This is a genomic window from Anaerococcus sp. Marseille-P3625, assembly GCF_900232825.1.
Lineage (GTDB): Bacteria > Bacillota > Clostridia > Tissierellales > Peptoniphilaceae > Anaerococcus.
On the sequence record NZ_OCTP01000011.1, the window covers coordinates 252536 to 278882 of the forward strand.

Consider the following 26347-nt stretch of genomic DNA (forward strand, 5'->3'; position numbering starts at 1 on the left):
ATCAATACCTTTTAATTTCTTCCAAATTCAAATAAGGAGCTACGTCATAATCTACTTTAAAATCACATTCATACTCGATATCGTTTTCTTTATCATAAAAATAAGCTAAAACATCATCTTCATCGTCAAAATAAGATAATTTTTTAATCAAATCTTTAACTTTCATTCTTTAAACCTCATCTAACAATTCTTTATCTTCGTAAATATTGCCAATAATCGAAATCTGATACTTATCTAGAAAACTGCTCAAAACTAAAGTAGTTCTAGTATTAGCACCACTTTTATAAGTTGCTACAGTATTCCCATCTTCATGTCTCACTTCTACAAAACCTCTTGATCTAGTTTTTAAGATATCTCCCTCGTAAATCTCATTACCATTTTTGTCTTTCAAACCTGTGGATTGCATTAAACTTATATCGTTTGTAATAAACATATATTCACAGTCTCCATCTCCGTTAAAATCAACTAAAATGCTGTTTTCATTTACAACACCAATGTTATAAATCATTCTTTTGTATTTATTAAAATATGCTCTAAATTTAGGTATCATTCCTCAACCTCCACCAACTCAAAATCAGCTAAATCAGTATCAAACTTTTTCTTGATTTCTTCAATTTCTTTAAGGGTAAATGTGGTTTTATAACCGTTATTTTCAGTACTGTGACTCAAATAATACTTACCTGTCGGAAAACAAAGTGTTAGATTATTTTCATTTTCATATGCCATCCACCTATGCTTCAAATAAAACTTCTTCTCTTCCTCTCTATCCTCTGGAGGTGTAGAAGCATACTCAACAAGCAAGTCAAATAGTGGTTTTTTTACCCCTCCAAAGTCAGTATTTATTGTAAAAGGCTCATCAATGCTAATATAACATCCATTAAAATAATCACCATCAATATTGATGTATCCGTTTTTAATATCTACATCTAACCCCAACTCTTCAACTCTTTTTATAAATTCCTTAGTCTTCATTTCTCAACTCCACCAGTTCATCTATAATATTTTCCAAATCTTCTATTTCACTTGTATCAGCACAGTCTTCTTGATAAGTATCCCAAGCTACTCTCAAAGCATTAATAATAACATCCAACTGACTTTCCCTAAGATGCAAACAATAACAACCTTCGTTTATATTTTGTGCTTTAATTATTTGATCTACCAAACTCAAACATTCTTCTAGTGTATAATATTGATCTTCACGAAATGGATTATCATCTGCTTGATTACAATCAAAACCAAGAACCCACTCACCTACTTCGTAAAGCCTACCAGAATAAGTTAACCCACCATGAACATCAAACAAATCTACTAAATCATTATAATCCACACCATAGTAAGGATGTGTTTTAGGAATAACAACATATCCACAATACCAAAAAGTATTCACATCAAACGAATAAGGCATAAAATGCGGGTTGTCACTCCAATCTATTCTTTTAACAATAACTTCATAACCTAAGTATTTTCTTCTTATTACAATTCCACTCTTCATATTCTCCCCCTAACAAAACTTACATAATCTCCCTAAAATCATAATCTGTATATTTTTGCAAAAATAATCTTTTTTTTAATAAATATACACGAGTTTTTGTAGCTACTGACTTCACTTCTTCCACTATCATCTTTCCAGACTCACAATCTTGATACATAAAATCGGCGATATAGGAAATCTTTGGCAAAGTTTCTTTGTCTGTCCTAATAGTCGGGATAAGCTCAAACTTAGGTTGTAGCTGTAAATTCTTGATTTTTCCTGCCCTTTCCAAAAGTTTAAGCTCACCATATCTGTGCGACTCCTTGATACTATCAAACTTATGACCATCAACAACAACTTTTTTGTTCTTGTACTTCCTATAGCTCAAAACGGAATCACCCCATTGTCAAACTCTTCAAAATCATCCCCAAAGAAATCATCGTTATTTTGCTCTGTATGCGTTTTATTTTCATTAGCCATATATTTATATGTCTTTTCGTTATTTTTCGCTCCCGCGTAATTCTGCGAAGAATTTGAGCTATTTAAGAACTCCACCCTATCCGCAATAACCGTAGTGGTATAAACTTTCTTGCCTGTTTCCCTATCGTCATAAGATCCAGTTTCAATTCTCCCTTCAATTGCACACAAACTGCCCTTTTTTAGATATCTGCTAGCATTTTCTGCCTGCTTGCCCCAAACTACAACTTTTGGAAAATCAGCGGTAGGATAGGAATTAGCTTCCGCCTCCTCCCTTTTCTCCCTAGTCATCTGCCTATCACAAGCAAGTGTGAAATTTGCCACCGCTTTATTTGCCTGCGTATATCGTAAATCTATATCTCTAACCAATCTTCCGATTAAGATCACCTTATTTAGCATAAATTCCTACTCCTATTTTCCAAATAAAAATTAACAACCGAATCAGCCTCTGCCCGAATTTCACAAATCTTTAAAACTTCAATCCATTCGCCCTCGTGGTTTTCCTCAATAACCCAAAAGACTTTATCGCTCAATACATGCTTGACAACAAGCCTAGACTTGCTATCAATATTCCTAACTAGATCAACTTCTTTGTTTTTATTATTCACTTTGCAATCATCAAGATTTATTAATTGGTCTATAAGCTTTTTGCATTCATTTTCTACGTATCTTTGGTTGCAATGTACAGGATTATCCCCTGCATGGTTACAATCAAAACCAAGTACATATCCATCTTCAAGATCCATAACCTCTAAATCCATAATTTTACTCAGATAATCCGAAAAAGTTATTCCTCCATGAACTTCTATGTCGTACTCTTTTTCAAATTCTCCATAAAACTTATCAACTAATTCGTGGTCATCTGGTAAAATCACATATCCGTTATACCAATCAGTCGACATAAGAGTTCCTTCTAACATTTCTCTAAAAATATTGTCGTATTCTTTATCTCGGTAAATGTGTTTTATAAAAAACATATATCCCTTGTAAGTATCTACTCTAGCTAATTTATCAATCATTTATTTCTCCTAACTCCTTTTTGTTTTCCAACATCTTTTCAAATCTCTTTTTCCTTGCTACTTCTGCGTATGTTATCTGCTCCGAATTTACAGCTTGACCTGTATATGACTTGTCTAAGTAATTGCCCTCCATAACTTTCACAAAGTTATTAGGTCGGATAAACCAGTCAAAAGTAATTACAAAGTCATTAACATATCCTTTGAGAAAAGTACTGTCATCAATCGACTTAATTGTATCTAAAACCTTGTCTATTCCGTTTTCGTTAATCCTTGCTTTGGTCATCTTATATCTATCCGTACCAGCATTTAGGGACTGCATCTTAGGTATGTTTACATCAAGCTTATTCCAGGAATTAATGATTTGACTCTTCCACGTATCGGTAGACGAATCGGGCAACGTATCGATATCTGTTTCATCTTGAGGATTGTTGAAATCATCACATTCTTCCGAATCGTTACACGAATCGGTAGGCGAATAAGTATTAGTATAAGTATTAGTATAAGTATTAGTATAAGTATATATAGATTTCCTTTTCTCAATTTCATCTTCAAAAAGCTTCATAATCTTTTTATCGATATCTCTTTTTGATAATTGCCACCAACTTTTCATACTTTTGTAAACAACCATAATTAGATCAAGGCTATCTACTCCTTCAAGTGTTCTACTCGCCATTTCTTCTATAGGTTTTCCTCCACTATTTATTGTGTATTTTAACGAATGGTGTATTGCAATTTCTTGATTTTCATAATTATAAGAAATTTTTTTATACTTGTTCATAAATCTATCAACTAATGTTCTTATAGCTTCAGGACTATAACCAATTTCAAAAGCCATAAGCTTAATCGGTAACTTAAAAATTCCTATCGCATTACCTCTCGGGCAAGTTAAGAGATACATCATAAACAATTTATCCTCGGGAGAAAACTCATCTATGATCTGTTCGTCATTCCAAAAATCACGTTCAACAATTGTTTTGCTCATATCCTGCCTCTATCTCGATTATGTATTCCATAATCTCTTTAAATTCTGTCCAATTCTTAACCGTCTTTGCAACCTCGGTTAAGTAGTCTTTATCAATGTATTTAGATGCTCTTTTTAGATAATTAATTCCTACTGGTTTGTTATAATAATAAAGCCTATTGTTCAAGATTCCGCTTATATAATATAAATCTGTATCTATTGTGGTTTCTGGATTTGCTACATAATAAGCAATTCTTGGTATCATATCAAAGGCTTTATAAACATTTGGATACTGAATTATTGATCTATCCATAGCTTCTAACAAGTCTTTTAGCTTATATTTCTTAACCCACTTTTTAACTTGCTTTTTCCCATGTTCCTTGACTCCATAGCCTGTTGCTTTTTCAAACTCTGCGCAAAGTATTTCTGCTACATCATCATCTAAACTTTTTAATTCTTCGCGCCATTCTAGCATCATGTCTATTTGATTTCGCTTTTCTTGTAATTCTTCTAGTTCTTTTTGTTGTTTTGTTACCATTGAATCATCTGATAATTTCCTATCTGATTTTCCTCTATTGCAATCTCTGCATGAAGTTATTAAGTTCAGTAAATCATTAGTACCGCCTTTACTTACCGGATTTATATGGTCTACCTCCAAAATAACGTCTGGTGCTGTTTTTCCACAATATTGGCAAGTAAAAGAGTCCCTCTTAAAAACTTCAAACCTTAATTTCTTACTAATTGTTTTTCTATTTGCCATCTAGCACACCACCACCTCAATACGAAAATCATCATCTTTTTTACAAAAATTATTCATCAATTATTCATTTTCACCAACTGGCACAAAGTCATCAGAAAAGAAATCATCTTCTAAAATTTCTCCCGTATCTTTGTCTACTTTTTTACTCTTGCTATCGTCATCGGATACTTGCAAAGTCTTTGGATCTTTCGCCTTTTCTTCCTCGCTAACAACTTCATAGTCAATATCGTAAGTAATTCCGCCAGTTTCTTTATCAAAAACTGAAGCTTTAAACACTTGATTGTCAAAGGCTATAGCTTGACCCAACTCTGGCTTATCGATAGCTTTAGGTGCGTATTTTAAAACTTGTATCAAGCAAGATTTTTTCGCCATTGCATCAAAATTGCTTGTCCAAGGTCCAGAACTATATGACTTAGAAAATGTTCTTCCGTAGTTTTCCGCATCTTCCTTACTCATATAAAAGCTATCTCTGCCACCCTCTTTAGTTTCATAAACAGCGTAGTATCCTATAACCTCTCCGCTTTCTCCTCGAATAACTGGCTTATGAACGATCTCACCTGTACCATAATCAATGGAAAACTTGTCATTATCGTGAACCTCTTTAGCAGTAATTCTTTTAAATTGACCCGTATTGTGTGCTAACTTTAAAAGTCCTTGATAGCCGATTTGAAAATTAACCGTTGTGATACCTGTTTTTTTATTTTCGTAAGGGATAAGATAAGCCTCCCCAAGTGGAGTATTAAACTCAAGCCCCAATTGTGCGGAGTTCATAACCGCTGCAATAAGAGATTGAGGGCTACAAGCTAGTAGCTTCGGATTGCTATTTATAGCAGTTAATGATGTTCTTATAAACTTTTCAGTTGGTAAATATTGAGGTAAAGCATTCTTGATCTCGCCTTTCATACTCATTAGTAAATTTCTTACATTGTCCTGTGGTGCTGGTTTACCATTTGTCTTTTTGCTTAATGCTTGTTTTGCGTTAGTCATGTAATCCTCCTATAAACCCTCGTTTTGTTCTTCTAATACTGATATTTTTTTCTCGAGTTTTTCTGTCATTTGATAGTATTTGTCCCTTTGTTCTCTAGCTAAATCTAACTGCCCTAAAATCTCATGTTGTTTATTTATGAGCTGAGCCTTTTCAACTCTCAGCCTAGTAATTTCACTTTTTAATGTCTCAATATAATCTTTTGTTATGTCACTTAAAACATCAGCATAATTTTTGTTTCTATTACTCACTTACAATCTCCTTAATAAAAAATCTTCTGCTTTCACTTTCTTTTCCATACTTGTCATAAATTTCTGGTGCTTCTTTTTTTATCCTCTTAGTATCAAGCCTTACAGAAATTGACGGCTTGTAACTTACAGTAAAATAACTTGTTTCTCCGTAATTATTATCAGCAAGCTGGATCTTCAAATCTTGCTCGAATTTTCTATTCCTATCTTCCAAATCTTTGATCAAATCTTTATTTGCCTTGTATATTTCATAAGAATTTACATCAACATCTAGCTTTATACTATCCTCAATACCACCCTTAAATCGTGCCTTTAAAGCATCATCAAAAGCTACTGACCCATCAGGATCTGGCATTAGGTCTTTTTCTACATACTCAGTCCAAAACTCAATTTCCTTATCCCTAAGCATCTTTATAGTTTCATCGTCCCAATCAATCTCACGGATAATAAATTCACTACCGAATACCAAACAAGCCAAATAACACTTTTTAGCACCAGTCACACTCATATAATGCAAGCATTGAAGCTCGTACTCTATTGGAATTGCTCCATCTTCCCACTTATATCGGTTATAAGGGCTGGTAGTTTTACACTCAAGGATTGCATCTTCTCCCACTACTCTTCTGTCAATATCAGCAATCAGAAAAGGATAATCCACATCGCACATCATAAAATTATCACGACGCACTTTTTTACCAGTCGCCTCAGTAAATCTTCCAGCAACATAATCTTCAAAATCTCGCCCTTGTCTTAAAGCCTCCGATTCATTATCGGAAATCTCAACCTTTGACGTCTTTTCCAAAAATAGCTGTGCTTGACTTTTCCAATGTGACAAACCACAAGCAGCCGCCGCATCAGAACCGCCAATCCCTAATTGTCTAAGCTTTAGCCAATCCTCCCTGCTAAGCTTTGCAACATTAGCAATAGCATTAGTCATAGCAAGCCCTCCTCATACTGTAAATTAAGAAGTCTATCATCTTCCACATCTTGACAATAAAGCATATCGCAATACTCTTGGTCTTCATCATCAAGCTTTCCAATCTTTATGTTGTTGATCTCAACTTCTTCATTGATCTTGTTTGCCTTAAACATATACTGCAAAACTGCCTCATGCTCGCTCTCAGAAAAGTCTTCAACAAACTCCTTATATGGGATATCCACCTCATAATCTTTATAAATACACTTTGTAAAAGTTACTCTCATACTCTCTCCTACTTATCTAAATAATTTTTCAACTTAAAACGCCTTTTAATCTCTAATTTAAGCAATAAAATCTTATCTTCCCTATCCTTTAAATCCTTATTACTAGTCAAACACTCAAGTAGAGTAGTAAGACCATCATCAGAAATAGTCATAATCTTTCTTCTAAACTCATCAAAATCGTAGCAATTCACTTTAAATATCCTTTACAAATGGTATAGTAATAGAGAATATTTTTTGTTCAATCTCGCTAAATTCCTACATTCAAGCGAGATTTTTTTATGCCAAGCACTCATCATAGATCTCACAAACTTTTTTAAAATTTTCTTTTCTTCCTCTAAGGTTCATTTTTCTGATCTCTTCACTTCTATAAAAATTCTCCCTTGCCTCCTTTTGCTTTCTTTCTTCTCTCAAAACTCTTCTTTTATCCAAACTTGCAAATAATTCGTTAATTCTAATACTCATCATAAATTCCTCCCTTACTCATCTTTAGAAAATATATAAATTTTATCAGCTTCATTATCAGCAAATAAACCTTTTATTTCTACCACATAATCTGCTCCATCAACTCTTATAAGACTTTCTATTTCCTCATCTTCATCGTAAATGTCTAATAAGTTTTTTAGATCCTTTATTTTCATATTTGCACCCCCATATCTTTTCTGATACGGTCACCTATCTTTACTTTTTCAATATCAATTAGCATTTATCCTCCTAAGCTCTCTTACTATCTAAAAACTCTATAATATCTTCTTTCTTGTAATATTTTGACTCTCGATTTAAAAAACAAATTTTAAGACCATCTTTCTCCCAATTATCTACAGTCCTTGTAGAGATTTGAAAATAATTTTTCATATCGCTTAAAGTCATGTAGTCTTTTAAAACAGTCAACCTTTCTTCCACTTTTTCCATTTTTTCTCCTAATTTAATCTTCGTAAAGTTCCCACCAATTAAACTTGAAATACTTACCTAATTTTTTTGCGTGCCTAACAGGCAATTCCACTTGTCCATACTCATACTTTTGATACATATTAGCACTAGTTCCTAAAATCTCTCCTATTTCTTTTTGAGTCTTCTTATTTTTCAACCTCAAATCTCTTATTCTACTATATGTAGTATTCATTTTATATAACCCCCTATATGTGGTATAATATATAAAAATGAAGAAAGGAGGCCTTATGGTAAAAATTCCTTACTGCGATAGCAATGGTATTCTAACAGCAGAGGTAATACTTAAAAACCAATCCAATGTGTTTTTACTTGATCAGACCAACTACAATAGATACAAACAAGGTCAATCATTTAATTACTATGGCGGCTATTATAAGCAAAACCCTGTAAGGATAACAGTTAAGGGTACAAAGCGCTGGTATTTAATCGTTGAGAATAGTGCCTGCAGCTATAGATTTATCTGATATGAATTGGATGTAGATTTCTACATCCTTTTTATTTACCTCGAGATTCTCTTCTAAAAAGACTCTCACATCCTCAACAAGGTCATCCAAATTCTTAAAAGTCATATTATAATTTGACATAATCTCTAAAATTTCTTTAAAGGCTTTATTCTCTTCATTTTTTGACATAATTTTCATAATTTTTCCTTATCTTTGTGTGATTAATTTTTCTATTGTTTTTGTAATAAGATCTATATGATCCGAAGAAAGTTTTTCTTGTTTGATATCAATATTTACAGAATGATTTGAACATGAATAAATTCTATTAAGTATTTCTTCAATATCAGAGTCGTTCAAAATTATTTGATCGGCTCTTTTTCTTTCTTGATAATCTACACACTTGTTTAGTTCTTCCCACTCCAATTTGCTAAATTTTCTTCTGAATTTTAAAAATTCTTTTACATCAGATAATTTCATATTTCCCTCCTAATCTAATTTAAAATCTGACATCCTTTTACTTTGCTTAAAATCGTTATTATTTCTTAATCCGCCAAGAAAATTTCCTTTATCATCTCTTATATCTATTTGATATTCAAAGCTTAAATTATATTTTCTTTTATACTTTTTCTCATAATGTGATAATGCGAGTTCCAAGTACTCTATATCTTTTGCAATTTCTAATTTTTCCATTTAATTTGCCCTCATATTTTAAAGATCATTATTATTTCTTAATCCACCAAGAAAATTTCCTTTTTCAAATCTCTTTAATTTGATTCTGTTTCTAATTCTTTTTATAAAATCAACCATTTTAAGTCTCCTTTTTGTCCTTTTAATAATTTTTCCTATAAGCTATAATGTAAGTAAATATAATTTAGGAGATTAATATGCAAAAATTCAATACAATCATTTCTTTACTAGCCTTAGTCGCATCATTCTTTTCTGTTTGGCAATCTAATAAGGCCAATAGATTTGAATTAATTCTTCTAAATCCAACCTATAAACGTATGGGAAAATATACTAGGCTTAATTTTGATATTCTTAATAATTCTTCAAAATCTTTAATGATTGAAGATATAAAACTTAAAACTCAAATAACAAACCATAATTTGCCTATACAATATTTCAATGTTTTCGAGATTTTCGATAAGCAAAATCAAATAAATATGTCTAGGTCTGATTTCCCTACCCTTCCCCCTATGCCTGAAGAAAAAGATTTTCCAACTGATTTACATAATCTTATCTTGTCCCCTTTCCAACTCAAAAATATGACTTTTTATATATTAGAAAAAGAACATTTAATAGACGTTTGCATAGATGCTAGTCAAAGAATAGATTATTTTAGCAAAAATAAATCATTTCCACTTGTCTTCGTTAAGTCTGCATAAAATTATCAAATTAAGTATTAAGTGTATAACTAAAAACACTGTGGTTAATATTTCCATGTCTTCCTCCTGTGATTTTTTCTAAGATGTTTATTCTTTAAATTTGTGGATGCTGTATAAAATTGCTACATCAATTATCAAATGCACTACCAATAGTGATATGGTAAAATCTTCCATATAAGTCTCCTCTACTTTAAGGCCATTATTTTATTTTTCTTTTAACAACTAAGCTTCTTAATAGTGTCCAAATCGTCTACTTTTTCATCAAAAAAAATTTCTTGTCTATCTGAAGGATCTAAATTTAATAAATCACTCAAGGCTTGAATTTCACTTGCCAAAAATTCAGTTTTGTTATTAATTTTGTTATATAGTCCAGCCCTTGATAATCCAAGCTTTTCAGCTAGAAATCCTAAACGGTAACCACTCACTTTGATTTTATAATTTAACAAAACACTATTTGTCATTCATTACCTCCTTTCCTATCGTTAAAATTATTATACAGCAAAGTTTCCTTTTTGTCTACTATTTTCTTAAAATTTTTCAATTTTTTTCTCAAACGTATAAAATTATTGACGATATGGCGACTTAATGATAGAATGTATATATAAAAAGGAGGTACTAAATGGCTACTCTAAATCAAAATATAAAGAAAAGAAGAATTGAGTTAAATATGACTCAAGAAGAGCTAGCATTGAAAACGGGTTACAAATCAAAGAGTGCAATTTCTAAAATAGAATTAGGAAATCGAGATTTATCACAATCACAAATATCGGTTTTCGCTAAAGCCCTAAATACTACTCCAGGCTATCTAATGGGATGGAAAGATGATCCAGACTACTCCAAAATCCCAGGAATAAAAATAATAAAAAAATTCGTAAATGTTCCAATACTTGGAGAAATAGCCTGTGGTCAACCTATGTTTTGTGAAGAAAACTTTGAGGGGATATTTCAAATAGATGAGGACTTAGATCAGCCTGATTTTTGTCTTATAGCAAGAGGTGACTCTATGATCGATGCAGGTATCCACGATGGTGATATAGCTTTTATGAGAAAAACTCCAATAGTTGAAAACGGAAAAATAGCAGCAGTTTATTATGATGAAGATGTCACACTAAAAAGATACTACAGCAAAGGCAATCAAGTAATACTCCAACCAGAAAATAAATTCTATTCCCCTATTATAATCGATTTATACGAAGATATCCCCCTTCAAATACTAGGAGAGCTTATAGGTGTTTATTCTAAAGTTAGTAGATAAGATTAAAACACTAACTGGGGTACATTTTGTACCCTATAAGGTGGAAAATAAGTGTACGATTTTTTTCGTACACTCTACTAAATAAATTAATAAAAACCGAGTTCATTACCTCTGATAATGCAAAAAGATATAAAACTTATTATTGCTCGCAACTGCTAAACCTAATCTAATAAAAAGTATTAAACGTCACTTATATATTTTTAAGCGAAGTATATTCGATATTATTTCACTTACAAATATTTAAGCGAAATTTACAACAATATATTTCATTTACTGCCTAAAGTAAGATAAACTTTATTAATTCAAAACTTTAATAAAATTTAAAATTATATATAAATAGACATTTAAACAAGTTACTAACAAAATGCAAAGCTCAAACAAAGTGTTGTTTTGCTAGATGATGAAAAGGGAGAAAATTATGAAGAAAAAATCATTGGTGCTTGCACTTGCTATGCTAGCACTTGTAGGTTGCGATACTAAAAAAGATGATACCAAGGAAGTCAAAGATGATGCAAGACCAAAAACACAAACAACATCTAAGGCCGAAGAAAAAGAACTTAGTTATAGCGAGCAAATAGCAAAAAACCTTGAAGAAAATAAAAAGAAGCCTGAAAAGGAACTTGCCGAAGCAAAAACCAATAATCCGACCATAGATGAAATTATCAGCAAAGAACCCACCATTAATGTAGAAAACTTTAGCGACAAGCTTATCTTAAATGCTTATAAAAACCCAAATAGTATGTACGAGCAATACTTATCAGATAGCATGACTTGGTATGAAGTACCTGAAGATCAGGTTATAAATGCCTTAAAATCAATGATAAGTGAAGGTGTTAAATTGTCACAAGAATTGGGAATAACCCTTGATTCTTTGCCAATATATTATGCTATTGATAAAGAAGCATATAAAGTCAGAGAAGATGTTTACTCTAGGGGTAAAGCTAGCTGTATGAAAGGTTTTGATATTAATGGTATGTATATTGATAATTTTAATGCCTTCTTAGATCCTAATATTGCTAATGATTATAGATTGATGCTTAGCACGTATGAATTAAGAGATTATTTAGCAAGGTGCTATGCGAAATCAATAGGGCTTGGAGAACCTCTTGGTAAGTGGTTTTTATCGTATAGTGGTAGCATAGACAATATGTTAGACCCAGAAAATTATCCAGGAGGAATTACAGCTGCCACACTAATTACCACCTCATATGACCCTTATCCATGCTATGTAACTATAATAGATGAAACGAATAACCCAGTCAAAGTTGGATACTCGCTTAATCAAATATGGGTAATGCCTATAAATTTATTTACACTAGATGCTAGTACACCAAATCGCATAGATATGTTGCCAGTACCGCATATGATAACAGGACCAGGATTTATGTATCTGAATTAAATAAAAAAGACCCCCACAATCACCACAAAAGCAAGGATCTTTTTAAATAGGATATATAAACATAGTGCGAATATGCTTATATTCCTATTATAGCAAAAATAATCAAAAAATAACAGGTTAAATAATAGGAGGAAAAAATGAAAATTGAATCTTACAAAATAAAAAGCGGAACTAGATACAGATTCCAAATCAGACTAGGAGAAAAAGTAACAACAAGATCCGGATTTAGAACTAAAAATTCAGCAATCTTTGCCTATACTCAATTGCTAGAAGAATATCAAAACGGTGTTGAAGGTAACGTAACCTACCAACAGGTCTATGATGAGTGGTTAGAAGTTTATAAGACTAAAGTTAAGGAAGCAACCCTACAATCGACTACAACCATCTTTAAGATTCATATCCTACCAGTCTTTGCCCAGAAAAGAATAGGAGATATAACCACTAAAGATTGTCAGAAATTTGCTCTAAATCTCACACAATTTGTAAAAGGTAAAGAATATTATTACCATGCTAAAAGGATAATGAACTATGCACAAGGTATATACAAGATACAAGAAAACCCCTTTAATATACCAATTATGCCAAACTTCAAAGAGTCTGACAAAAAAGTGGACTTCCTAGAACCAGATGATGCAAATAGGCTCATAGAATACTTTAATGATGATATTTATCGGAAAGCTATGTTCAGAATTTTTATTTACGCCGGATTAAGAAGAGGAGAATGTTTAGCTTTGACCTGGAACGATATAGATTTTAAAAGAAAAGGTGTAGATATAAATAAAACCCTTACGACAGGGATAGATAATAAACTTGTAGTATCAAGTCCTAAAACAAAAAAATCTAAAGCCTTTATAGAGTTAGACAAAGAAACTTTGCTTATACTAAAAGAGCTGAAATTGCAATCAAAAAACAATATAATATTTCCTAACAACAAGGGAGAATATAGAAGACTCTCTGATCCTGATATTAGGCTAAAAAAAGCCTTAAAAGACCTGGGCCTAAAGCCTATAAGAGTCCACGACCTAAGACACACCCACGCAAGCCTACTCTTCTACTTTGGTTGGGATGTAAAATCTGTACAAGAAAGATTAAGACACGCAAGCTCAAAAACCACCATGGACATATACATCCACGTCACCAAGAAAAAACCAAAACAAGACATTAATAGTTTTGCAGAAAAAATGGATAAATTTGCCTAGAAAAAATAGTTGTAGCTATTATGTAGTTATTCAAATTAAAAACATTGCAAAATCAACACTCAAAAGCCTAATGTTTAAGACCTTTCACCCCGACCATATTAAATTTATTCATTCATATTGACGTAAACTGATGAAAATTGAATGAAACTAAAAATAATTATTCATAAATAATGAAAACTAATGCAAACTAATGCAGACTAAAACACATTAATGTAGTTAAAATGTAGTTAGCTAAAAATTAAAGTAACGCTAAAATAGGAGGTTTTTGCACCTCCTATTTTTTATTGATTTTATCTTTATACTTTTCTAATATAGGCCTATAATATTTTTCTTCGCCATCAAGCCTTGCTTGGTATGCTTCTTCTACTGTGTTATATGATCCCAAATTTATTTTCTTATAGTTAAGGGTTAAAGATGCTCTATATTTTTTTAATTGTTTATCATAAGTTACTCCCTTGTAACCAGAAGTGTTGTTTTTTGATAAACCTTGTGTTAATCCATATAGACTTGTACCTTCTACTAATTTGTCTTTGATTTCTTTTTGCTCTTCTCTTTTGTGACCACACGATACAGTTCTGCCACTAAGTAGCTCCATACCTCTAACATTGACTTCTTTCCCACAACTACACTTACATAAATATGTTGCTTGACCTTCAACATTAATTCTTTTTATTGCTGTTAGCTCTCCAAAAGTTTTTCCCAATATTTTACTATCAGTTTTTTTGTACTTAATGAGTCTAGCTTTCTCTCCAAAATTCTTGTCACCTAACTTTTTATAGCTACTATGACCACATGAGGTAGATCTACCACTGATCAATCCAGAATTATATACTTCTTTTTCTAAGCCACATGAGCATCTACATAAGCTTTTGCCTTTAGATGAATAGGCCTTTAAAACTGTCCGTTCCCCGAATTTATCGCCAACATTTATCAGTCTTTTTGCCATTAGGATTCTCCTTTTTATAAATATCTAAAAGTTCTCCTACATCATCATCATCTGCATAAGTTCTGAAATAAAGTCTTGCTGTTCTTAAATAATTTTGCTTTCTTACGTGTTCTCGATTTTTTTCTTCCCATCTTCTAGTTGCCTGCACTTGTGATTTAGGCGTTTTATTTTTCAATAATATCTCCTTAATAATAAAACTCTTTACAATAAGACTTTTATTCTTCTACTTCCCCAAAAATATCAACATACTCATCAACTGATAACCTTTCTTCAGCCCACTTTTTAGCTTCACCCTCACTTAAAGGTATGATCTTTTTACCAGCCCTAGACGAATTAACATCAACACTTTCAGCATAATCAGATAAGCCATTTCCTTCACCAAACAAGAAAAACTGACCAGTTTTCTTCTTATACAAAGTTTCCTCAAAAAAATGAAAATCATTCACTGAATAATCACTCTTGTAATAAGCCATAATCTTCGCACTATCAGTATCGTACAACTTGCCATTAATAATTTTCTTCATCTTCTTTAATCTCTCCTTTTTTTATTGATACCCTTATCTTTTAGATATAAATAATTACCTAAAATCCTAATAATTGATTATCAAAATCTATGCCTGATGGAAAATTCAAGCTTTCTAAATTTGAATTTACATAATCCAAATTGATTGATCTTAAATCTTGATAATCGACTATAGATCTAATAGCATCTATATCATTTTTTATGTCTTCGTTCCAATTATTAGTCAAGAAATTCAAAAGTGTTTCTTTATCATTATCAACATTTTTAATATAGTCAAGTAATTGGTAAAAATCCATATACTTACTCAATTCATCTTTACAAATTGATGCATAGGTAAAAGAATAGCGTGCCATCATATTTTTCCTCATAACAAGTTCAGCCAACCAATAGCTATAAAAGCTCTTTAAAATAATATTTCCTACTTCCTCCCCCTTATCTTCAAGTTCTATTTCACTAACAAGATTACCTATTTTTTCATCTAGAAATACAAATCTTTTAAATTCATCATCTTTACTAAATACTTCTTTAAAATATTTGTACATTCCCATATCAACAAGTTCATCTTTTACAATATCAATTGATAGTTCCACCATATCAAGCATTTTTTCGGTTTCATAATATTTATTAAATTCTTTTCTAGCTTCAAATGCTAAAGGATTTGCTGCTCTTAAATCTTCCCAACTCATCTTCCAAATCTCCTTTTAATATATTACCGATCTTACTTATATTATACCGTATACGTTATACTCTGTCAAGTCTTTTTTAAAAAATTTTTCACTTTTTTACTTTTTTTTATCTAAATCAAAAAAATCCACCACAAACGTTGAAATATACACAATCATTCATATTTTACCCTACAAGCGATTTAATTTTCTTAGCCATAGTTTTATATGCCTAATATTGATATAAAAAGACAAAAAAAAGAGCCGACCACATTGGCCGACTCTAGGATATTGTCTTTATTATATTCTAAACCATTTCCATTTCTTTTTCAAGTGCGTAAGTTAAAACTTTTGAAAAATTTATACCTCTATTCTCAGCAGCTTTAGCTAAGCTTTCCGGAATAGTGCAATTCTTTTTAACTTTATTTTCATTATCTAGCCTTACATACCTATACAAATCACATACAACAAAATTTTTAAAGTCGTAATCATCCTCTGTTTCTACATTTTCATCGGGATCTATTATCTTCTCACCGTTACAAAAAGCGTCATAAGCCATTAATTCTATAGCATCTTTAGCCATATATAGAGCTTCTTCTAGTGTCTTTCCTTGTGTTGCTATAGGAATGCTATCATTCCATACAGCGTAAAAACCATCTATTTTTTTAAGGTAAATCGGATATGCCTTAACATCTTGTGATATTGCCATTATTCCTCCCTTTATATTGCCTTCCCCTATTGAGGGGAGCAGTTAGAGCTTTATCCCCAACTGCTTGAAAATCTTTTTAGCAGTAATCTCGTTTATTTCATTGTGTCGTGGGACTTGTGATTTTTTAGTTCCTTCGGCATTTGAATATATATCATGGTCTGAACCGTGTCTAACAAATTTACCGCCGTGACTTTCTATAATTTTTATTAAATCACGCTTCTTCAAAGACAATATCCTCCTTTCAATATATAGTATACGCCTATATATACGCCTTGTCAAGTTTATTTTTTATTATTTTCACAAAAAAAGAGGCCAGCCATAAGGCCAGCCCAAAGTTAAACAGTATCATCACTTTACTATTTATTTTTTTTGTTTTCTAACTTCCGCCTCAACTACATCAGTAAGATATGAGTCAAGATCATCATGAGTCTTGCTTAAGATTTCCTTGCTTTTGTCATTTAGATTTTTCTTGATTGCGGTTTTTGCCCCATTGAATGCTTCCTTTTGTGCTTCTTCATCAAAATTAAGTTCTGGACTATTTTTTAAAGGATCCACAATTGTTTGATTAATGCTACCAACTATAATTTCTGCTAACTCCAAAACTTGATCAGTTGCGTATCTTAAAAGTTCATTTTCTATTAATTGTGCTTTTGCCTTAGCTTCTTTTATCCCTTGAACAGTAAGGGTAAGCACACTTCCAGCTATCAACACCAAAACAAAAATTATTAAACTATCAGTCATTATTTCCTCCTAAACTAATTTATTTACTTCATCTTGAACCGCTTTATATAATCGCTTTTTGCGATCAGAACCAGTTCCATACTTACCAGCTATTACATCACGAGCCATCAAGGTTACATAATCCCCACGACCCTTTCCACCTTTTAGTAAGGTATTTACTTCTGTTTGTACAGCCTTATAGATAAGTTCTATACGAGTCTTTCCAGTTCCATATTTTCCACCTATAACCGCTTTAGCAAAATCGGTAATATATCCACCACTTGCCTTGACTTTTTCTATTTGAGGTATAGGTCTAAAGTATCTTTCTTTGTAGGATCTCTTTCTATCAATAAAATAATCTATATAGCAAGTCGTGTCGTTGTAAGAAATACCATTGTTTGAGTAATTGCAATGGATTATTCCGTCTTTTTTATAAAAAATACCAGTATGCCCACCAGCACCGCCAGATCTGCCCTGCACTCCTCTGATAAAAATATCTCCACGTCTAACATCTTTATATGAGTATATTTCTTTTAAATTCGGCTCTTTGTAAAGAGTTTCAGTTGTCCCAATGTAATTAATTGCGGACTTCCAACCTCCAGCAAGCAAAGCCTTATACACCATAGAAGAGCAATCCAAAAAATTTGGTCCTAATCTTTGTGGGTATTTCATACTATATTTAGGAGCACCGGGTTTTTTGCGGTGTCTATCCTCACACCATTTAATTACCTTGTCAATATCTACAGCCATAATTTATCCTTTCTTATGCACATAAATAGGCTAGCCTAAGCTAGCCTTTGTTATTTTTTTATATCTTTTTTGAGTTCATCTAGATTTTTTGAAATTAACTCTATAGTTGCTTTGGGTGCTAAACCTTGTACTTGCCCTTTTAAGGACTCTAATTGGTAATCTACGCTATCAAATCTTTTATCTATACTAGTAAAATTATCAGCAGACATTTTATTGTGTTCAGATAGCATATGATCGTTAGTTTCCATATTGTAGCTAAGTTTAGACATTATATCAGTATATTTAACATTCAAATCAATTATCAACTGATTTTGTTCCCTTACAAGCTTTCTGTCCTCGCTCCTTTCTTTTCTTTCTAATTCTTTTTCAGCTTTAATATTATCTCTGTCTAATTTCTTTTGCTCATCATATTGCTTTAAAAAGCTTCTACCAAACAAAAAGATAAAAGCTAACAAAACTATGCTAATTGCAATAGCAATACCTTGTTTATTTGCAATATCAGCAATTTTTTCTATAATGTTCACAATTTATTTCTCCTAACTTTTTTTGATTATCTAAATTATCAGTTAGGCTTTAACCAATTATCATTTAGATGAGGCTTTAAAGCCTTATAATTAGCTAGTTCACTAATTATTCAACATAATCTTGACCAGTAATTATCTTAAATTCTTCTGGAGTAATTTGTCCCCAAGGTTGTTTTTTTGTTTTTACCAAAAATTTAAGCTCATCAAGTGTAATCCATTCATATTGCCATGCTAATTGTAAAAAATCCATTATTTGCCCCCTTGTAGATCTAGAATTTCTTTTTCCATTTTTGCCATTTTTATCATATTCATAGCTGATTGTTTGCCTAAAGCTTCTATGACTTTCTCTTTTTCAGCAGCTTCTAATGTTAGTTTGGAAATTTGCTTTCCCATTGCCATAAAGCGTTTTTGTTCAGCTTCTTTTTTCTTGTTGATTCCTAGTATAGAATCTATTTTATGAAATACTGCCATTATTCGAAGTTTCCCCCTATTGATGAAATGTAACATTCTCCTATTGCTCCGTTTCTTTCTACACTTACTCTTATATTAAATCCCCAATTTGATGCTGTTTTTTGCTTATTTGATAAGAATATCTTCTTATTCCCAGCAGCTTTATCTGTCACATCTTCCCATGTAGGATTTGCATCACTACCATTGTTGCAAGCTTCTATTTTTAGTATCGCTTTTTCTGGTATTGATCCGACTAGATTTATTAGTGCCTTTGTTACCATAGCATCTGCCTGTAATGGCTTTTGGAGTTCAAAGAGTATTTTTGTTTCGTTCTTTCTAAAATTAAAGACTTTCTCTGCAACACCTCCTTCATTATCATCTGCGACTATTTTTATAGTATGATTGCCATTAAGTAATTTTTGATAGGCTAATCTTGACAAGCTAAAAGTATATGTTGATCCAGCGGTTGCTGTAAATTGCTTGGTTGATTTACCATCAAGATATTCATTGACAGTAAGAGTTGGATTGTCTTGATCTGATACCTTGTAAGTAAATTCAAACTCTTTATTTTGTAGACCCATGTTAGCGCTTGTAGTAGTTTCAATGATTGGTATTCTATTCCAAGAAATAGTGTATGCACCGTCAGAGCCTTTATTATCATATATCAAGATTTCAGGTTTCAGATTACAAAGCGGACGGACACCAGAGGCGTTGTAGTAGTACTGGGCGTTAGCATTACCATCGGTGTCGACGGTGCGCAACAGATTTTCGGTGGATTTATAGAAAGTTCTAAGCCACCAAGCTTTATTGCTGTTATCAAAATCTTTGCCCATTCTACTGTTATTGTCGGTAAATAAGGGAAATCTATATCCTTCTTTTTCAGAACCGCTTTCTAACCCTACTTCTGTCATCGAAACTAAAAACATTTTATCCGTAGCATTTCCAGATGCTGTGCTTATGCTAGTGTAGACAATATCATTTTTAAAATTAGAAGAAAAATTTTTCAACAATCCATTATTATCATTAATCCACCTCCTAAGTTCTGAATCTTGGTACTTTATTGTAGAACTATCAAATTTCTTATCTAGTAAAACTCTCTCGCTTATGAGTGTTACCGTGTTATTCGGATAACCCCTGTGATTTTTGTCTGCTATTATCCATACTATGGTATGACCGTTGTATTTTGTATTTATATCCTTAATCTTTGCCCCTATTGGTAAATCACTTAATCTTTTCAAAGTTTATCACTTCCTTTTCCTATTTAATATTTTGTAAAATAGCATCTACTAGCACTCCAACCTAGATAAATCTTCATTGAATACTCCGTTGGTAAATTTAATCCCATTTAAATCTTTAAAATTAATAGTAAATGGGTTGCCAGTTATATCTTCATAAAGTCCACTTTCAACCTGTTTAAGTCTTACCAATATATCTGATGAAATTATTCTTTCTACGTTGGTTATATTGTTCCACTTGGTCTTTTCAGCATCTGTTACTGTTCTGTGAGTTGGATCTTCTTTTAATTGAGAAAGACTTAGTTTTAGATCAATCTCATCTAAAAATCTTCCCCAACTTGACCATGTAACATTATCTAAACCTAGTCTAAAGTAAGTCTGCATATTTTTTGTAAGTAGACAAATCTGTATTGGATATCCACCACTTGAATCTTCCCAACCTTGCATAGTTATTAGTAGACAATATTGAGCATCAGTTTTGGTATGTAAGCCTAATGCTAGCGTCTTTTTAAATTCTTTTACTATCTCATAAGGGTGATTTTCTATATACCATTGAGGGCTTTCGTCTGTATCTTTAGTGTCGATAAATTTTGAACTTATTTCTAATTTTTCAAATTTATCTTTGTCGGCTTTCTTTTCGATAAGTCCTTTTATTTTACCTACAACCTGCTTTAATCCTTCATAATCTAATAGTTTCATAGACTATGCTCCCATGGCTTGGTTGATTTCTTCTGTACTTATAGCTTGTAAATCTGCTTCTTTAACATATCCATCAAGATTTACCTGTGTGTTTGTATCTCCGATCTTTTCCCACTTCTTATTGATGAATAACCATTCTTCATAAACGTTACTTCCTTCGCCTTTCGGCCCTATGAGATATATGGTATTTTCATCTGCTGTGCTTGGCTTTTCTGCTGCTATTTCTTTTTTCATGTGCCTTGCATCACTAATAAGTTTTTGTACAGTTGTTTTGTTTACAAGATCTTTATCATCAACTAATTCTGATATCTTTGTAGGTACTGTGATATTGACTTCTTTGTTGCTTACATTGACTAGTGTTCCATTTCTTTTTATCTTTGTAATAATATTTTTTTCTGCACCATCTTCTAATCCGTTAAGCTTATTAAGATTTGCGCTAGATAAAAGGCCTGCTTCTTCACTTGTTGCCACATTATAGGTCTTTAAAGTCGATAGCTTTTGCTTATCCTCATCTGTATAGTTATTCTTTGATAAACCCATACCAGATTCTTTTTGCACGAACTTTTCTTTAATTAATCCTATTAGGTGTTGCAATCCAACTAAATCTAAAAATCTACTCATTTTTTCCTCCTAGAACATCTTAGCTATATCTTCTTCTGTGATCCTAGCTACACTCATTTTTCCAATTTTTTCCAACATCTCTTGCTTATCTGCTTCAGTAAAAAAGTCTATTCCAACTTTTGGCGTATAACCATCTTTGCTTATCATAAATGGATTTGATATAAAAGTATCCTTACCACTTGTACCAATTCCTTTTCTAACTTGTAGATAAAATTCACCACTAGTTAGTACATAGTCTTTATTTATAATCTTTATTTCACATTGCAAAATCCCCGGTTGACATAGAGTTCCATCTGTAAGCACTATTTTTAGTTGCTTATTATCTTCTGAAACTTGGCAATCTAGCTTTAAGGTCTTCATATCAGGCCTAAGCATAAGACAATAAATTTCCTCATAGTCTTTAATTTCTAAAATCCTTATCCCTTCAGTAAGATTGATATATAGAATATTAGTTTTGTTGTCATATTGTACAAAGCCTGTATAAAGTCCGTTGTTATTTTTCATATCTACTTTGATTTTATAAGCTTTTTCCATAGGCTATTCTCCTAAACTTCCTAATAACTGGAGCAATTCTTCTTGACTTACTGGCTCAAAATCTTGTACATTGTAAAAGTCTTTTATTGTTTCTTTGATAGCTGCCATTTGTTTCTTATTTTCTTCTGAAATTTCTGAAACTATACTAATATTGTTTTGAACTGAATTATATTCTTTGATAAAAGAATCTAAAATATTCATTTGGTAGCTAACTGTAAGAATATCACCTTCGGCTAATGTTTTTTCTTTAAAGACAATCTTATCTCCCTTATAAAGAAAAATATTATCGACAATGTTGTTAGCTTTGAATAACTTTCCCTCTGTGCTTTGTCCCTTTATGGATAATTCATAGGGCAAAACAGAGTTTTCAGTCGTTAATTCTATCTTGTAAACACCAATAACATCTACATCATAAGAAATGGGAAGATCAGTATATTTATAAGTTTTAGTCAAGGACTTGCTTATATCTGGCTTAAAATTTAAATAAATATCCTTGTTATTATTTAATTCATCTACGATCTCGTTAATTCTTTTGGTAATATCAAAAAGTGGAGATTGATTAGTTAATTTTTCCATACAGTCACCTTCAAGCAAAAAAGGAACGACTTCATATTGTCATTCCTTTCTTTATTTTTTCTATTTCTTTTTTAAGTGCCTTGTTTTCATTTCTTAGCATTTCAACAATTTCTTTTATTGATTTTATTTCTTCTTGCATTTGGTCTATACTATCTTTTTTTTCGTCTTTCTTTGCTGAAAAAATTAAGGCTCCTACTTCATCAACTCTATAATCCATATCTACCTACTTCATAATACATTTTAGTCTTCTTACTGTTGGTATAAGTGCAGGGTTATTAGAAGATAAGTCAACCTTGATTCTAAAATTGTTTTGTGGACTTGTTTCTGTAGCTTCATAAGTGTATTCAATATAACCACCTACTTTTTTTACCTTGCCTTCACCTTTTTGAGATAGTTTTTTCCATTCTTTGCCATCTCGATCAACAGCATAGTAGAAAACTACACCAGTTCCACTTGGAGCATAGACATCAACTACTACTTTTATATCACTGTATTTAACATCTGTTACTACGTTTCTTGAAATGTAGGAGCTTTTACTATCATTTAAGCAACCAACCAACAACAAGCTATCCAAAGCTATTGCCGGTGATAAATTACCTTTAGTTGTCATAATCGCTCTAATTGTTACATTATCTACTTTTTTAAGTAAGTTCATTTGATTATCTACTGCAATTGGAAACCATGTTTTTGACTCATCAGTTGAATATGACCATTCCAAAGAGCAATCCAAAGGTACAGATGTATCTGAAAGTATTTTTATTGAGTCATACTCGATACCTTTTATAGAGTTAAAGTAAACATAAGATTCTCTTACATAATCATTTGTATACAAATCGAATTTTAGGTTAAAGTCTTGTTTAGCACTCCATGCTATAGCGTTAGAAGATTCAAACATTAAGCCTGGCAAATATGGATTTTCAAGTATAAGTTTTTTGCTTGCCAAATCTCTTTTACCTAATTCTTGTACATATATACTAGCTGTTGATGAGTTTGACAAAACAGTTATTGCATACTGTTCATTAGCCTTTAAATAAACTGGATTATCAAAGTCTATTTTTGTTTGACCAGTGCTATCTTCACTAATATTTATCTCGTCAAAGTTTATTACTTTTTCTGTGAGAATTTCTTGACCTGGATAACCATTATCACATTTTCTTATTTGTATTCTTAGATCATAGTCCTTATCCTTGCTAGCAAAATATAAGCCTATTGAATTTAACATCTGATCTTTGCCAACAGAAAAAGTTTGTGCAACTGGATCTACTATGTTTCTCTGAAACCAATTTGTAGTATAAACTGTTGTATAAGTCTTATGAGTAGTTGTGGTGTGTGTAGTTGTAGTTGTTTCTAGAATACCATTAGCTGTAAATGGTGTTTTGCCTCTTAATTTTGGATTATCCTCTGCAAAAACATCTACGCTTACAGTTCCACATCTTACCTTGGCTGGAATAGTAAATGAAGCTTTTACTTCTCCGTTGGTGTCAGCTATAAGCTGTCCATCTGCTCCTTTGTTGTTTTCGCTTAATGGCTTTGCATCTACTTCAATATCATTAAATAAAATTTTAATATTGTCTTGCTTTGGCAAAAATCTTGTTGCTGTAACTGTTATCTCTATAGGTCGCATATACTCTATAGCGCTTTCTGTTACATTTACACTTGTTGATGTTGTTTGATAAGAAGATGTTGATGCACTTTGACTAGTAGTAGAACTCCATGCCCATCCATCACCTAATAGCGGGCCTTGTTTACCATTATCTCTTCTAATACTATTAAAAGATACTTCCGTTCCACCATTTTCTCTTAATACTATGCTGTTGGTTTCTACCCAATTATCTACCTGCGGATAGATCTTAACACTTGGTGTTTTTGGAAAGGCTGTAAAAGGATTTATCCTATAGGCTCTAGTTGCATAAGGCTGTTTGTCACCTATTATTTCTTTTCCACTGGCAGTAACAATTCTTTCGTATTCCTTTATATCTTTTGAATTTTCCTTATCTATACTTAATTTATTGATGGAAAATTTATAACCTAAAGTCAATTCATTAGTTGTTACATCTATACTTGCATTATAATCAGGGTGGTTTATATCTGCTTTACTAAAGCCCATAAAGCCATCAGTTAAAATCCCCTTTAGTTGAGTTGCTTCTTCACCTTCAAGAGCTTCTTTGTCTAAGTCCGTTATGGCTTGGTTAAGTTCCATATCTTCTAGTCTTTCAAACATTCTTTGGATTCTTGCCATATCTGATCTTAAACTTCTGGAATTTATTATTTTTAAAACATCATTTACCGGTGCAACTTGTACATAACCTAAAAGAAGAACATCTTGATCTGTAATATCTGCTGGTGCTACTTTGTCAACCGTATCTGATTGACCTGTAATAACTCTTAGCATTCCTTTCTCATCAATGGTAATACTTGCTATATAGTGCAAGTAAAATGTGTAGTCTACAATCATTTGTGATTTATCTACTGGCATATCACCATCAAGAATTTCAATATAATAATTACCTCTGTCTACTGTTAGCTTATAATCTTTGTCTGCTAACATTGCCTTGTTGTAGGTAAGCTCTACCTCATAACTAGTTCCCAAATCTGGTTGTTTTCCACCATCTAGCCATCTTATAGTATCAGACTCTAATACATAATCAACATTCTTACTATAAGTTGTATTGGTGTTTGTTTGCTTAACTGATAAGATTTGTGCAACTGGTGTAAATTGACTTGGAATAGGATCTGTACCATTTACCGACCCTTGTCTAGTTAATCTTTGACTTACTTGTATAACTGAAATAAGCCTATCTATTTTTGCTACCGGACTATTATTTAATAAATATCTACTATTGCCAGTCTCAAATATTTTTGGCTCTGCAATAATATTTCTGGTTACATTAGCTCTAGGAATAGGAATAGTTGTTGCTGTTTGCTTTTCTATTTCCCAACCCTTTACATAAGCTTTACCGCTTGATAGGTTTAGGTATAAGCATTCTTCGTCACTTTGTGCCTTTTGTGATAGCTCCATACCCCTAACCTTGTAATGACCGGATTCGTCATAGGTTCTTCTAGCTAGCAAAGCTAAGAACTTATTAAATATGGTATCTTCATCGTTTTTGTTATTTGTTACAAGCTCGCCATCTTGCAATACATAGATTGTAGTGGCCTTATCATCGTTTGCTCTTAATATCAAGCTTTCTTTTAATCTATCAGCTCCTGGCAACCCATAATTAGGTGTACCACTTGCAGGAGAAACAAGCCTTTGATCGTCAATAGATTGTATAGCTTCTCTTTGAAGTCTTACTCCTATAGTTTCAAGACCTTTTCCTCTTATTCTTACAGTCTGTTTATAAAAATCTCTTACTATTCCAGCTAAATAAATTTTTCCATCTGTAACTGTTACATTCTTTTCTATGGATCCTTCTATATCTTCAATAAGTATTTGTGCTCCACTTTTTATATCTCCATCTTTCAAAAAACAATCAGCAATATTTTTAACTATTCTTTTTTGACTAGATTGTAATTCGTTTAGTTCTCTACTTTGAAGATGAAATCCAGGTCTAAATAACAATTGAGTATAATTATTATCTAGATTTATGTCATAATATGGTGCTTGTGACAAATCAATATTTTTAATTTCTTCTGTCATATATC

Annotated in this window: 45 protein-coding genes; 5 read left to right on the forward strand and 40 right to left on the reverse strand. The window is 32.0% G+C overall.

What is annotated here, in order from left to right; all coding sequences use genetic code 11:
• Position 1: 1 nt before the first annotated feature.
• From CS884_RS10605 to CS884_RS06415, 18 genes are all read right to left on the reverse strand, one after another.
• Positions 2-166: a hypothetical protein gene (locus tag CS884_RS10605; protein WP_180753305.1), complete on the reverse strand. Its 165-nt coding sequence runs from the start codon at positions 164-166 to the stop codon at positions 2-4.
• 3 nt (positions 167-169) lie between these two features.
• Positions 170-550 carry a YopX family protein gene (locus CS884_RS06345; protein ID WP_099321129.1) on the reverse strand — a complete coding sequence of 127 codons (381 nt, stop codon included), beginning with the start codon at positions 548-550 and terminating at the stop codon, positions 170-172.
• Complete coding sequence (locus CS884_RS06350) at positions 547-972, reverse strand: hypothetical protein (protein WP_099321130.1); 426 nt, start codon at positions 970-972, stop codon at positions 547-549. Before CS884_RS06350 ends, CS884_RS06345 begins: the two co-directional genes overlap by 4 nt.
• Positions 962-1405 carry a hypothetical protein gene (locus CS884_RS06355; RefSeq protein WP_143434419.1) on the reverse strand — a complete coding sequence of 148 codons (444 nt, stop codon included), beginning with the start codon at positions 1403-1405 and terminating at the stop codon, positions 962-964. Before CS884_RS06355 ends, CS884_RS06350 begins: the two co-directional genes overlap by 11 nt.
• A gap of 106 nt (positions 1406-1511) precedes the next feature.
• Positions 1512-1859 (reverse strand): DUF1064 domain-containing protein, encoded by a 348-nt coding sequence (locus CS884_RS06360; protein ID WP_099321132.1) that lies wholly within the window; start codon positions 1857-1859, stop codon positions 1512-1514.
• Entirely contained in the window at positions 1856-2347 is a 492-nt protein-coding gene (locus CS884_RS06365) for a single-stranded DNA-binding protein (protein ID WP_099321133.1), read from the reverse strand. The genes CS884_RS06360 and CS884_RS06365 overlap by 4 nt, the downstream gene beginning before the upstream one ends.
• Entirely contained in the window at positions 2341-2967 is a 627-nt protein-coding gene (locus CS884_RS06370; RefSeq protein ID WP_099321134.1) for a hypothetical protein, read from the reverse strand. Before CS884_RS06370 ends, CS884_RS06365 begins: the two co-directional genes overlap by 7 nt.
• Complete coding sequence (locus tag CS884_RS06375) at positions 2960-3949, reverse strand: hypothetical protein (RefSeq protein WP_099321135.1); 990 nt, start codon at positions 3947-3949, stop codon at positions 2960-2962. The genes CS884_RS06370 and CS884_RS06375 overlap by 8 nt, the downstream gene beginning before the upstream one ends.
• Positions 3930-4688, reverse strand: coding sequence for an HNH endonuclease (locus tag CS884_RS06380; protein ID WP_099321136.1), 759 nt, complete (start codon positions 4686-4688; stop codon positions 3930-3932). Before CS884_RS06380 ends, CS884_RS06375 begins: the two co-directional genes overlap by 20 nt.
• 60 nt (positions 4689-4748) lie before the next feature.
• A complete protein-coding gene (locus CS884_RS06385) occupies positions 4749-5675 on the reverse strand; it encodes a recombinase RecT (RefSeq protein WP_099321137.1) in 927 nt (308 codons plus the stop codon).
• Positions 5676-5684: 9 nt separating this feature from the next.
• Complete coding sequence (locus tag CS884_RS06390) at positions 5685-5924, reverse strand: hypothetical protein (RefSeq protein ID WP_099321138.1); 240 nt, start codon at positions 5922-5924, stop codon at positions 5685-5687.
• On the reverse strand, positions 5917-6858 hold the full coding sequence (locus CS884_RS06395) for a YqaJ viral recombinase family protein (RefSeq protein ID WP_099321139.1): 942 nt from the start codon (positions 6856-6858) through the stop codon (positions 5917-5919). Before CS884_RS06395 ends, CS884_RS06390 begins: the two co-directional genes overlap by 8 nt.
• Positions 6855-7124, reverse strand: coding sequence for a hypothetical protein (locus CS884_RS06400; protein ID WP_099321140.1), 270 nt, complete (start codon positions 7122-7124; stop codon positions 6855-6857). Before CS884_RS06400 ends, CS884_RS06395 begins: the two co-directional genes overlap by 4 nt.
• 8 nt (positions 7125-7132) lie before the next feature.
• Complete coding sequence (locus CS884_RS10520) at positions 7133-7315, reverse strand: hypothetical protein (RefSeq protein WP_143434420.1); 183 nt, start codon at positions 7313-7315, stop codon at positions 7133-7135.
• Positions 7316-7400: 85 nt separating this feature from the next.
• Positions 7401-7589, reverse strand: a complete 189-nt coding sequence (locus CS884_RS06405; RefSeq protein ID WP_099321141.1) for a hypothetical protein — start codon at positions 7587-7589, stop codon at positions 7401-7403.
• Positions 7590-7600: 11 nt separating this feature from the next.
• Entirely contained in the window at positions 7601-7762 is a 162-nt protein-coding gene (locus CS884_RS10610; RefSeq protein ID WP_180753306.1) for a hypothetical protein, read from the reverse strand.
• Positions 7763-7835: 73 nt separating this feature from the next.
• Positions 7836-8033 (reverse strand): hypothetical protein, encoded by a 198-nt coding sequence (locus CS884_RS06410; protein WP_257875766.1) that lies wholly within the window; start codon positions 8031-8033, stop codon positions 7836-7838.
• 13 nt (positions 8034-8046) lie between these two features.
• Complete coding sequence (locus CS884_RS06415) at positions 8047-8244, reverse strand: helix-turn-helix domain-containing protein (protein ID WP_099321142.1); 198 nt, start codon at positions 8242-8244, stop codon at positions 8047-8049.
• Between the two features lie 55 nt (positions 8245-8299).
• On the opposite strand from CS884_RS06415, the gene CS884_RS06420 reads away from it, so the two are divergent.
• Positions 8300-8536, forward strand: a complete 237-nt coding sequence (locus CS884_RS06420) for a DUF1883 domain-containing protein (RefSeq protein ID WP_099321143.1) — start codon at positions 8300-8302, stop codon at positions 8534-8536.
• On the opposite strand, the gene CS884_RS06425 is transcribed toward CS884_RS06420, so the two are convergent.
• Genes CS884_RS06425 through CS884_RS06435 form a run of 3 tightly spaced genes read right to left on the reverse strand, consistent with a single transcriptional unit; the run spans position 8495 to position 9205 of the window.
• Positions 8495-8713: a hypothetical protein gene (locus CS884_RS06425; RefSeq protein ID WP_099321144.1), complete on the reverse strand. Its 219-nt coding sequence runs from the start codon at positions 8711-8713 to the stop codon at positions 8495-8497. The two genes, CS884_RS06420 and CS884_RS06425, sit on opposite strands and share 42 nt — an antisense overlap.
• A 9-nt stretch (positions 8714-8722) precedes the next feature.
• Positions 8723-8992: a hypothetical protein gene (locus CS884_RS06430; protein ID WP_099321145.1), complete on the reverse strand. Its 270-nt coding sequence runs from the start codon at positions 8990-8992 to the stop codon at positions 8723-8725.
• 9 nt (positions 8993-9001) lie between these two features.
• Positions 9002-9205 carry a hypothetical protein gene (locus tag CS884_RS06435; protein WP_099321146.1) on the reverse strand — a complete coding sequence of 68 codons (204 nt, stop codon included), beginning with the start codon at positions 9203-9205 and terminating at the stop codon, positions 9002-9004.
• Between the two features lie 194 nt (positions 9206-9399).
• On the opposite strand from CS884_RS06435, the gene CS884_RS06440 reads away from it, so the two are divergent.
• On the forward strand, positions 9400-9900 hold the full coding sequence (locus CS884_RS06440; RefSeq protein ID WP_099321147.1) for a hypothetical protein: 501 nt from the start codon (positions 9400-9402) through the stop codon (positions 9898-9900).
• A gap of 215 nt (positions 9901-10115) precedes the next feature.
• Here CS884_RS06440 and CS884_RS06445 read toward each other — a convergent pair whose 3' ends face one another.
• Positions 10116-10361 carry a DUF739 family protein gene (locus CS884_RS06445; protein WP_099321148.1) on the reverse strand — a complete coding sequence of 82 codons (246 nt, stop codon included), beginning with the start codon at positions 10359-10361 and terminating at the stop codon, positions 10116-10118.
• A 158-nt stretch (positions 10362-10519) separates the two neighbouring features.
• On the opposite strand from CS884_RS06445, the gene CS884_RS06450 reads away from it, so the two are divergent.
• From CS884_RS06450 to CS884_RS06460, 3 genes are all read left to right on the forward strand, one after another.
• Complete coding sequence (locus CS884_RS06450) at positions 10520-11155, forward strand: LexA family transcriptional regulator (RefSeq protein WP_099321149.1); 636 nt, start codon at positions 10520-10522, stop codon at positions 11153-11155.
• Between the two features lie 418 nt (positions 11156-11573).
• Complete coding sequence (locus CS884_RS06455) at positions 11574-12554, forward strand: hypothetical protein (RefSeq protein WP_099321150.1); 981 nt, start codon at positions 11574-11576, stop codon at positions 12552-12554.
• 137 nt (positions 12555-12691) lie between these two features.
• Positions 12692-13753, forward strand: a complete 1062-nt coding sequence (locus tag CS884_RS06460; RefSeq protein WP_099321151.1) for a site-specific integrase — start codon at positions 12692-12694, stop codon at positions 13751-13753.
• A gap of 274 nt (positions 13754-14027) precedes the next feature.
• On the opposite strand, the gene CS884_RS06465 is transcribed toward CS884_RS06460, so the two are convergent.
• The 18 genes from CS884_RS06465 to CS884_RS06550 form a co-directional block, all read right to left on the reverse strand.
• A complete protein-coding gene (locus CS884_RS06465) occupies positions 14028-14699 on the reverse strand; it encodes an AP2 domain-containing protein (protein WP_099321067.1) in 672 nt (223 codons plus the stop codon).
• Positions 14668-14874, reverse strand: a complete 207-nt coding sequence (locus CS884_RS06470) for a hypothetical protein (protein WP_099321068.1) — start codon at positions 14872-14874, stop codon at positions 14668-14670. Before CS884_RS06470 ends, CS884_RS06465 begins: the two co-directional genes overlap by 32 nt.
• Positions 14875-14914: 40 nt before the next feature.
• Complete coding sequence (locus CS884_RS06475) at positions 14915-15223, reverse strand: hypothetical protein (RefSeq protein ID WP_099321069.1); 309 nt, start codon at positions 15221-15223, stop codon at positions 14915-14917.
• Positions 15224-15281: 58 nt separating this feature from the next.
• Positions 15282-15908 (reverse strand): hypothetical protein, encoded by a 627-nt coding sequence (locus CS884_RS06480; protein WP_099321070.1) that lies wholly within the window; start codon positions 15906-15908, stop codon positions 15282-15284.
• Between the two features lie 283 nt (positions 15909-16191).
• Positions 16192-16593: a type II toxin-antitoxin system HicB family antitoxin gene (locus CS884_RS06485; RefSeq protein ID WP_099321071.1), complete on the reverse strand. Its 402-nt coding sequence runs from the start codon at positions 16591-16593 to the stop codon at positions 16192-16194.
• 42 nt (positions 16594-16635) lie between these two features.
• Positions 16636-16818 (reverse strand): type II toxin-antitoxin system HicA family toxin, encoded by a 183-nt coding sequence (locus CS884_RS06490; RefSeq protein WP_099321072.1) that lies wholly within the window; start codon positions 16816-16818, stop codon positions 16636-16638.
• A 135-nt stretch (positions 16819-16953) separates the two neighbouring features.
• Positions 16954-17334 carry a hypothetical protein gene (locus tag CS884_RS06495; protein ID WP_099321073.1) on the reverse strand — a complete coding sequence of 127 codons (381 nt, stop codon included), beginning with the start codon at positions 17332-17334 and terminating at the stop codon, positions 16954-16956.
• A gap of 9 nt (positions 17335-17343) precedes the next feature.
• Positions 17344-18063, reverse strand: coding sequence for a peptidoglycan amidohydrolase family protein (locus tag CS884_RS06500; RefSeq protein ID WP_099321074.1), 720 nt, complete (start codon positions 18061-18063; stop codon positions 17344-17346).
• A 50-nt stretch (positions 18064-18113) separates the two neighbouring features.
• Positions 18114-18587 carry a hypothetical protein gene (locus tag CS884_RS06505; RefSeq protein ID WP_099321075.1) on the reverse strand — a complete coding sequence of 158 codons (474 nt, stop codon included), beginning with the start codon at positions 18585-18587 and terminating at the stop codon, positions 18114-18116.
• Between the two features lie 106 nt (positions 18588-18693).
• The gene (locus CS884_RS06510; protein ID WP_099321076.1) at positions 18694-18837 is read right to left on the reverse strand and encodes an XkdX family protein; all 144 of its coding nucleotides are present in this window, start codon (positions 18835-18837) and stop codon (positions 18694-18696) included.
• Positions 18837-19058 carry a hypothetical protein gene (locus tag CS884_RS06515; protein WP_099321077.1) on the reverse strand — a complete coding sequence of 74 codons (222 nt, stop codon included), beginning with the start codon at positions 19056-19058 and terminating at the stop codon, positions 18837-18839. Before CS884_RS06515 ends, CS884_RS06510 begins: the two co-directional genes overlap by 1 nt.
• Complete coding sequence (locus CS884_RS06520) at positions 19058-20275, reverse strand: DUF6273 domain-containing protein (protein ID WP_099321078.1); 1218 nt, start codon at positions 20273-20275, stop codon at positions 19058-19060. The genes CS884_RS06515 and CS884_RS06520 overlap by 1 nt, the downstream gene beginning before the upstream one ends.
• A 48-nt stretch (positions 20276-20323) precedes the next feature.
• Positions 20324-20971, reverse strand: a complete 648-nt coding sequence (locus CS884_RS06525; protein WP_099321079.1) for a hypothetical protein — start codon at positions 20969-20971, stop codon at positions 20324-20326.
• Between the two features lie 3 nt (positions 20972-20974).
• On the reverse strand, positions 20975-21592 hold the full coding sequence (locus CS884_RS06530; protein ID WP_099321080.1) for a hypothetical protein: 618 nt from the start codon (positions 21590-21592) through the stop codon (positions 20975-20977).
• A gap of 9 nt (positions 21593-21601) precedes the next feature.
• Complete coding sequence (locus CS884_RS06535; RefSeq protein ID WP_099321152.1) at positions 21602-22126, reverse strand: hypothetical protein; 525 nt, start codon at positions 22124-22126, stop codon at positions 21602-21604.
• A 3-nt stretch (positions 22127-22129) separates the two neighbouring features.
• On the reverse strand, positions 22130-22702 hold the full coding sequence (locus tag CS884_RS06540; RefSeq protein WP_099321082.1) for a hypothetical protein: 573 nt from the start codon (positions 22700-22702) through the stop codon (positions 22130-22132).
• Positions 22703-22733: 31 nt separating this feature from the next.
• Complete coding sequence (locus tag CS884_RS06545; protein ID WP_099321083.1) at positions 22734-22919, reverse strand: hypothetical protein; 186 nt, start codon at positions 22917-22919, stop codon at positions 22734-22736.
• 6 nt (positions 22920-22925) lie between these two features.
• Entirely contained in the window at positions 22926-26342 is a 3417-nt protein-coding gene (locus CS884_RS06550) for a DUF4815 domain-containing protein (protein WP_099321084.1), read from the reverse strand.
• Between the last annotated feature and the right edge of the window lie 5 nt (positions 26343-26347).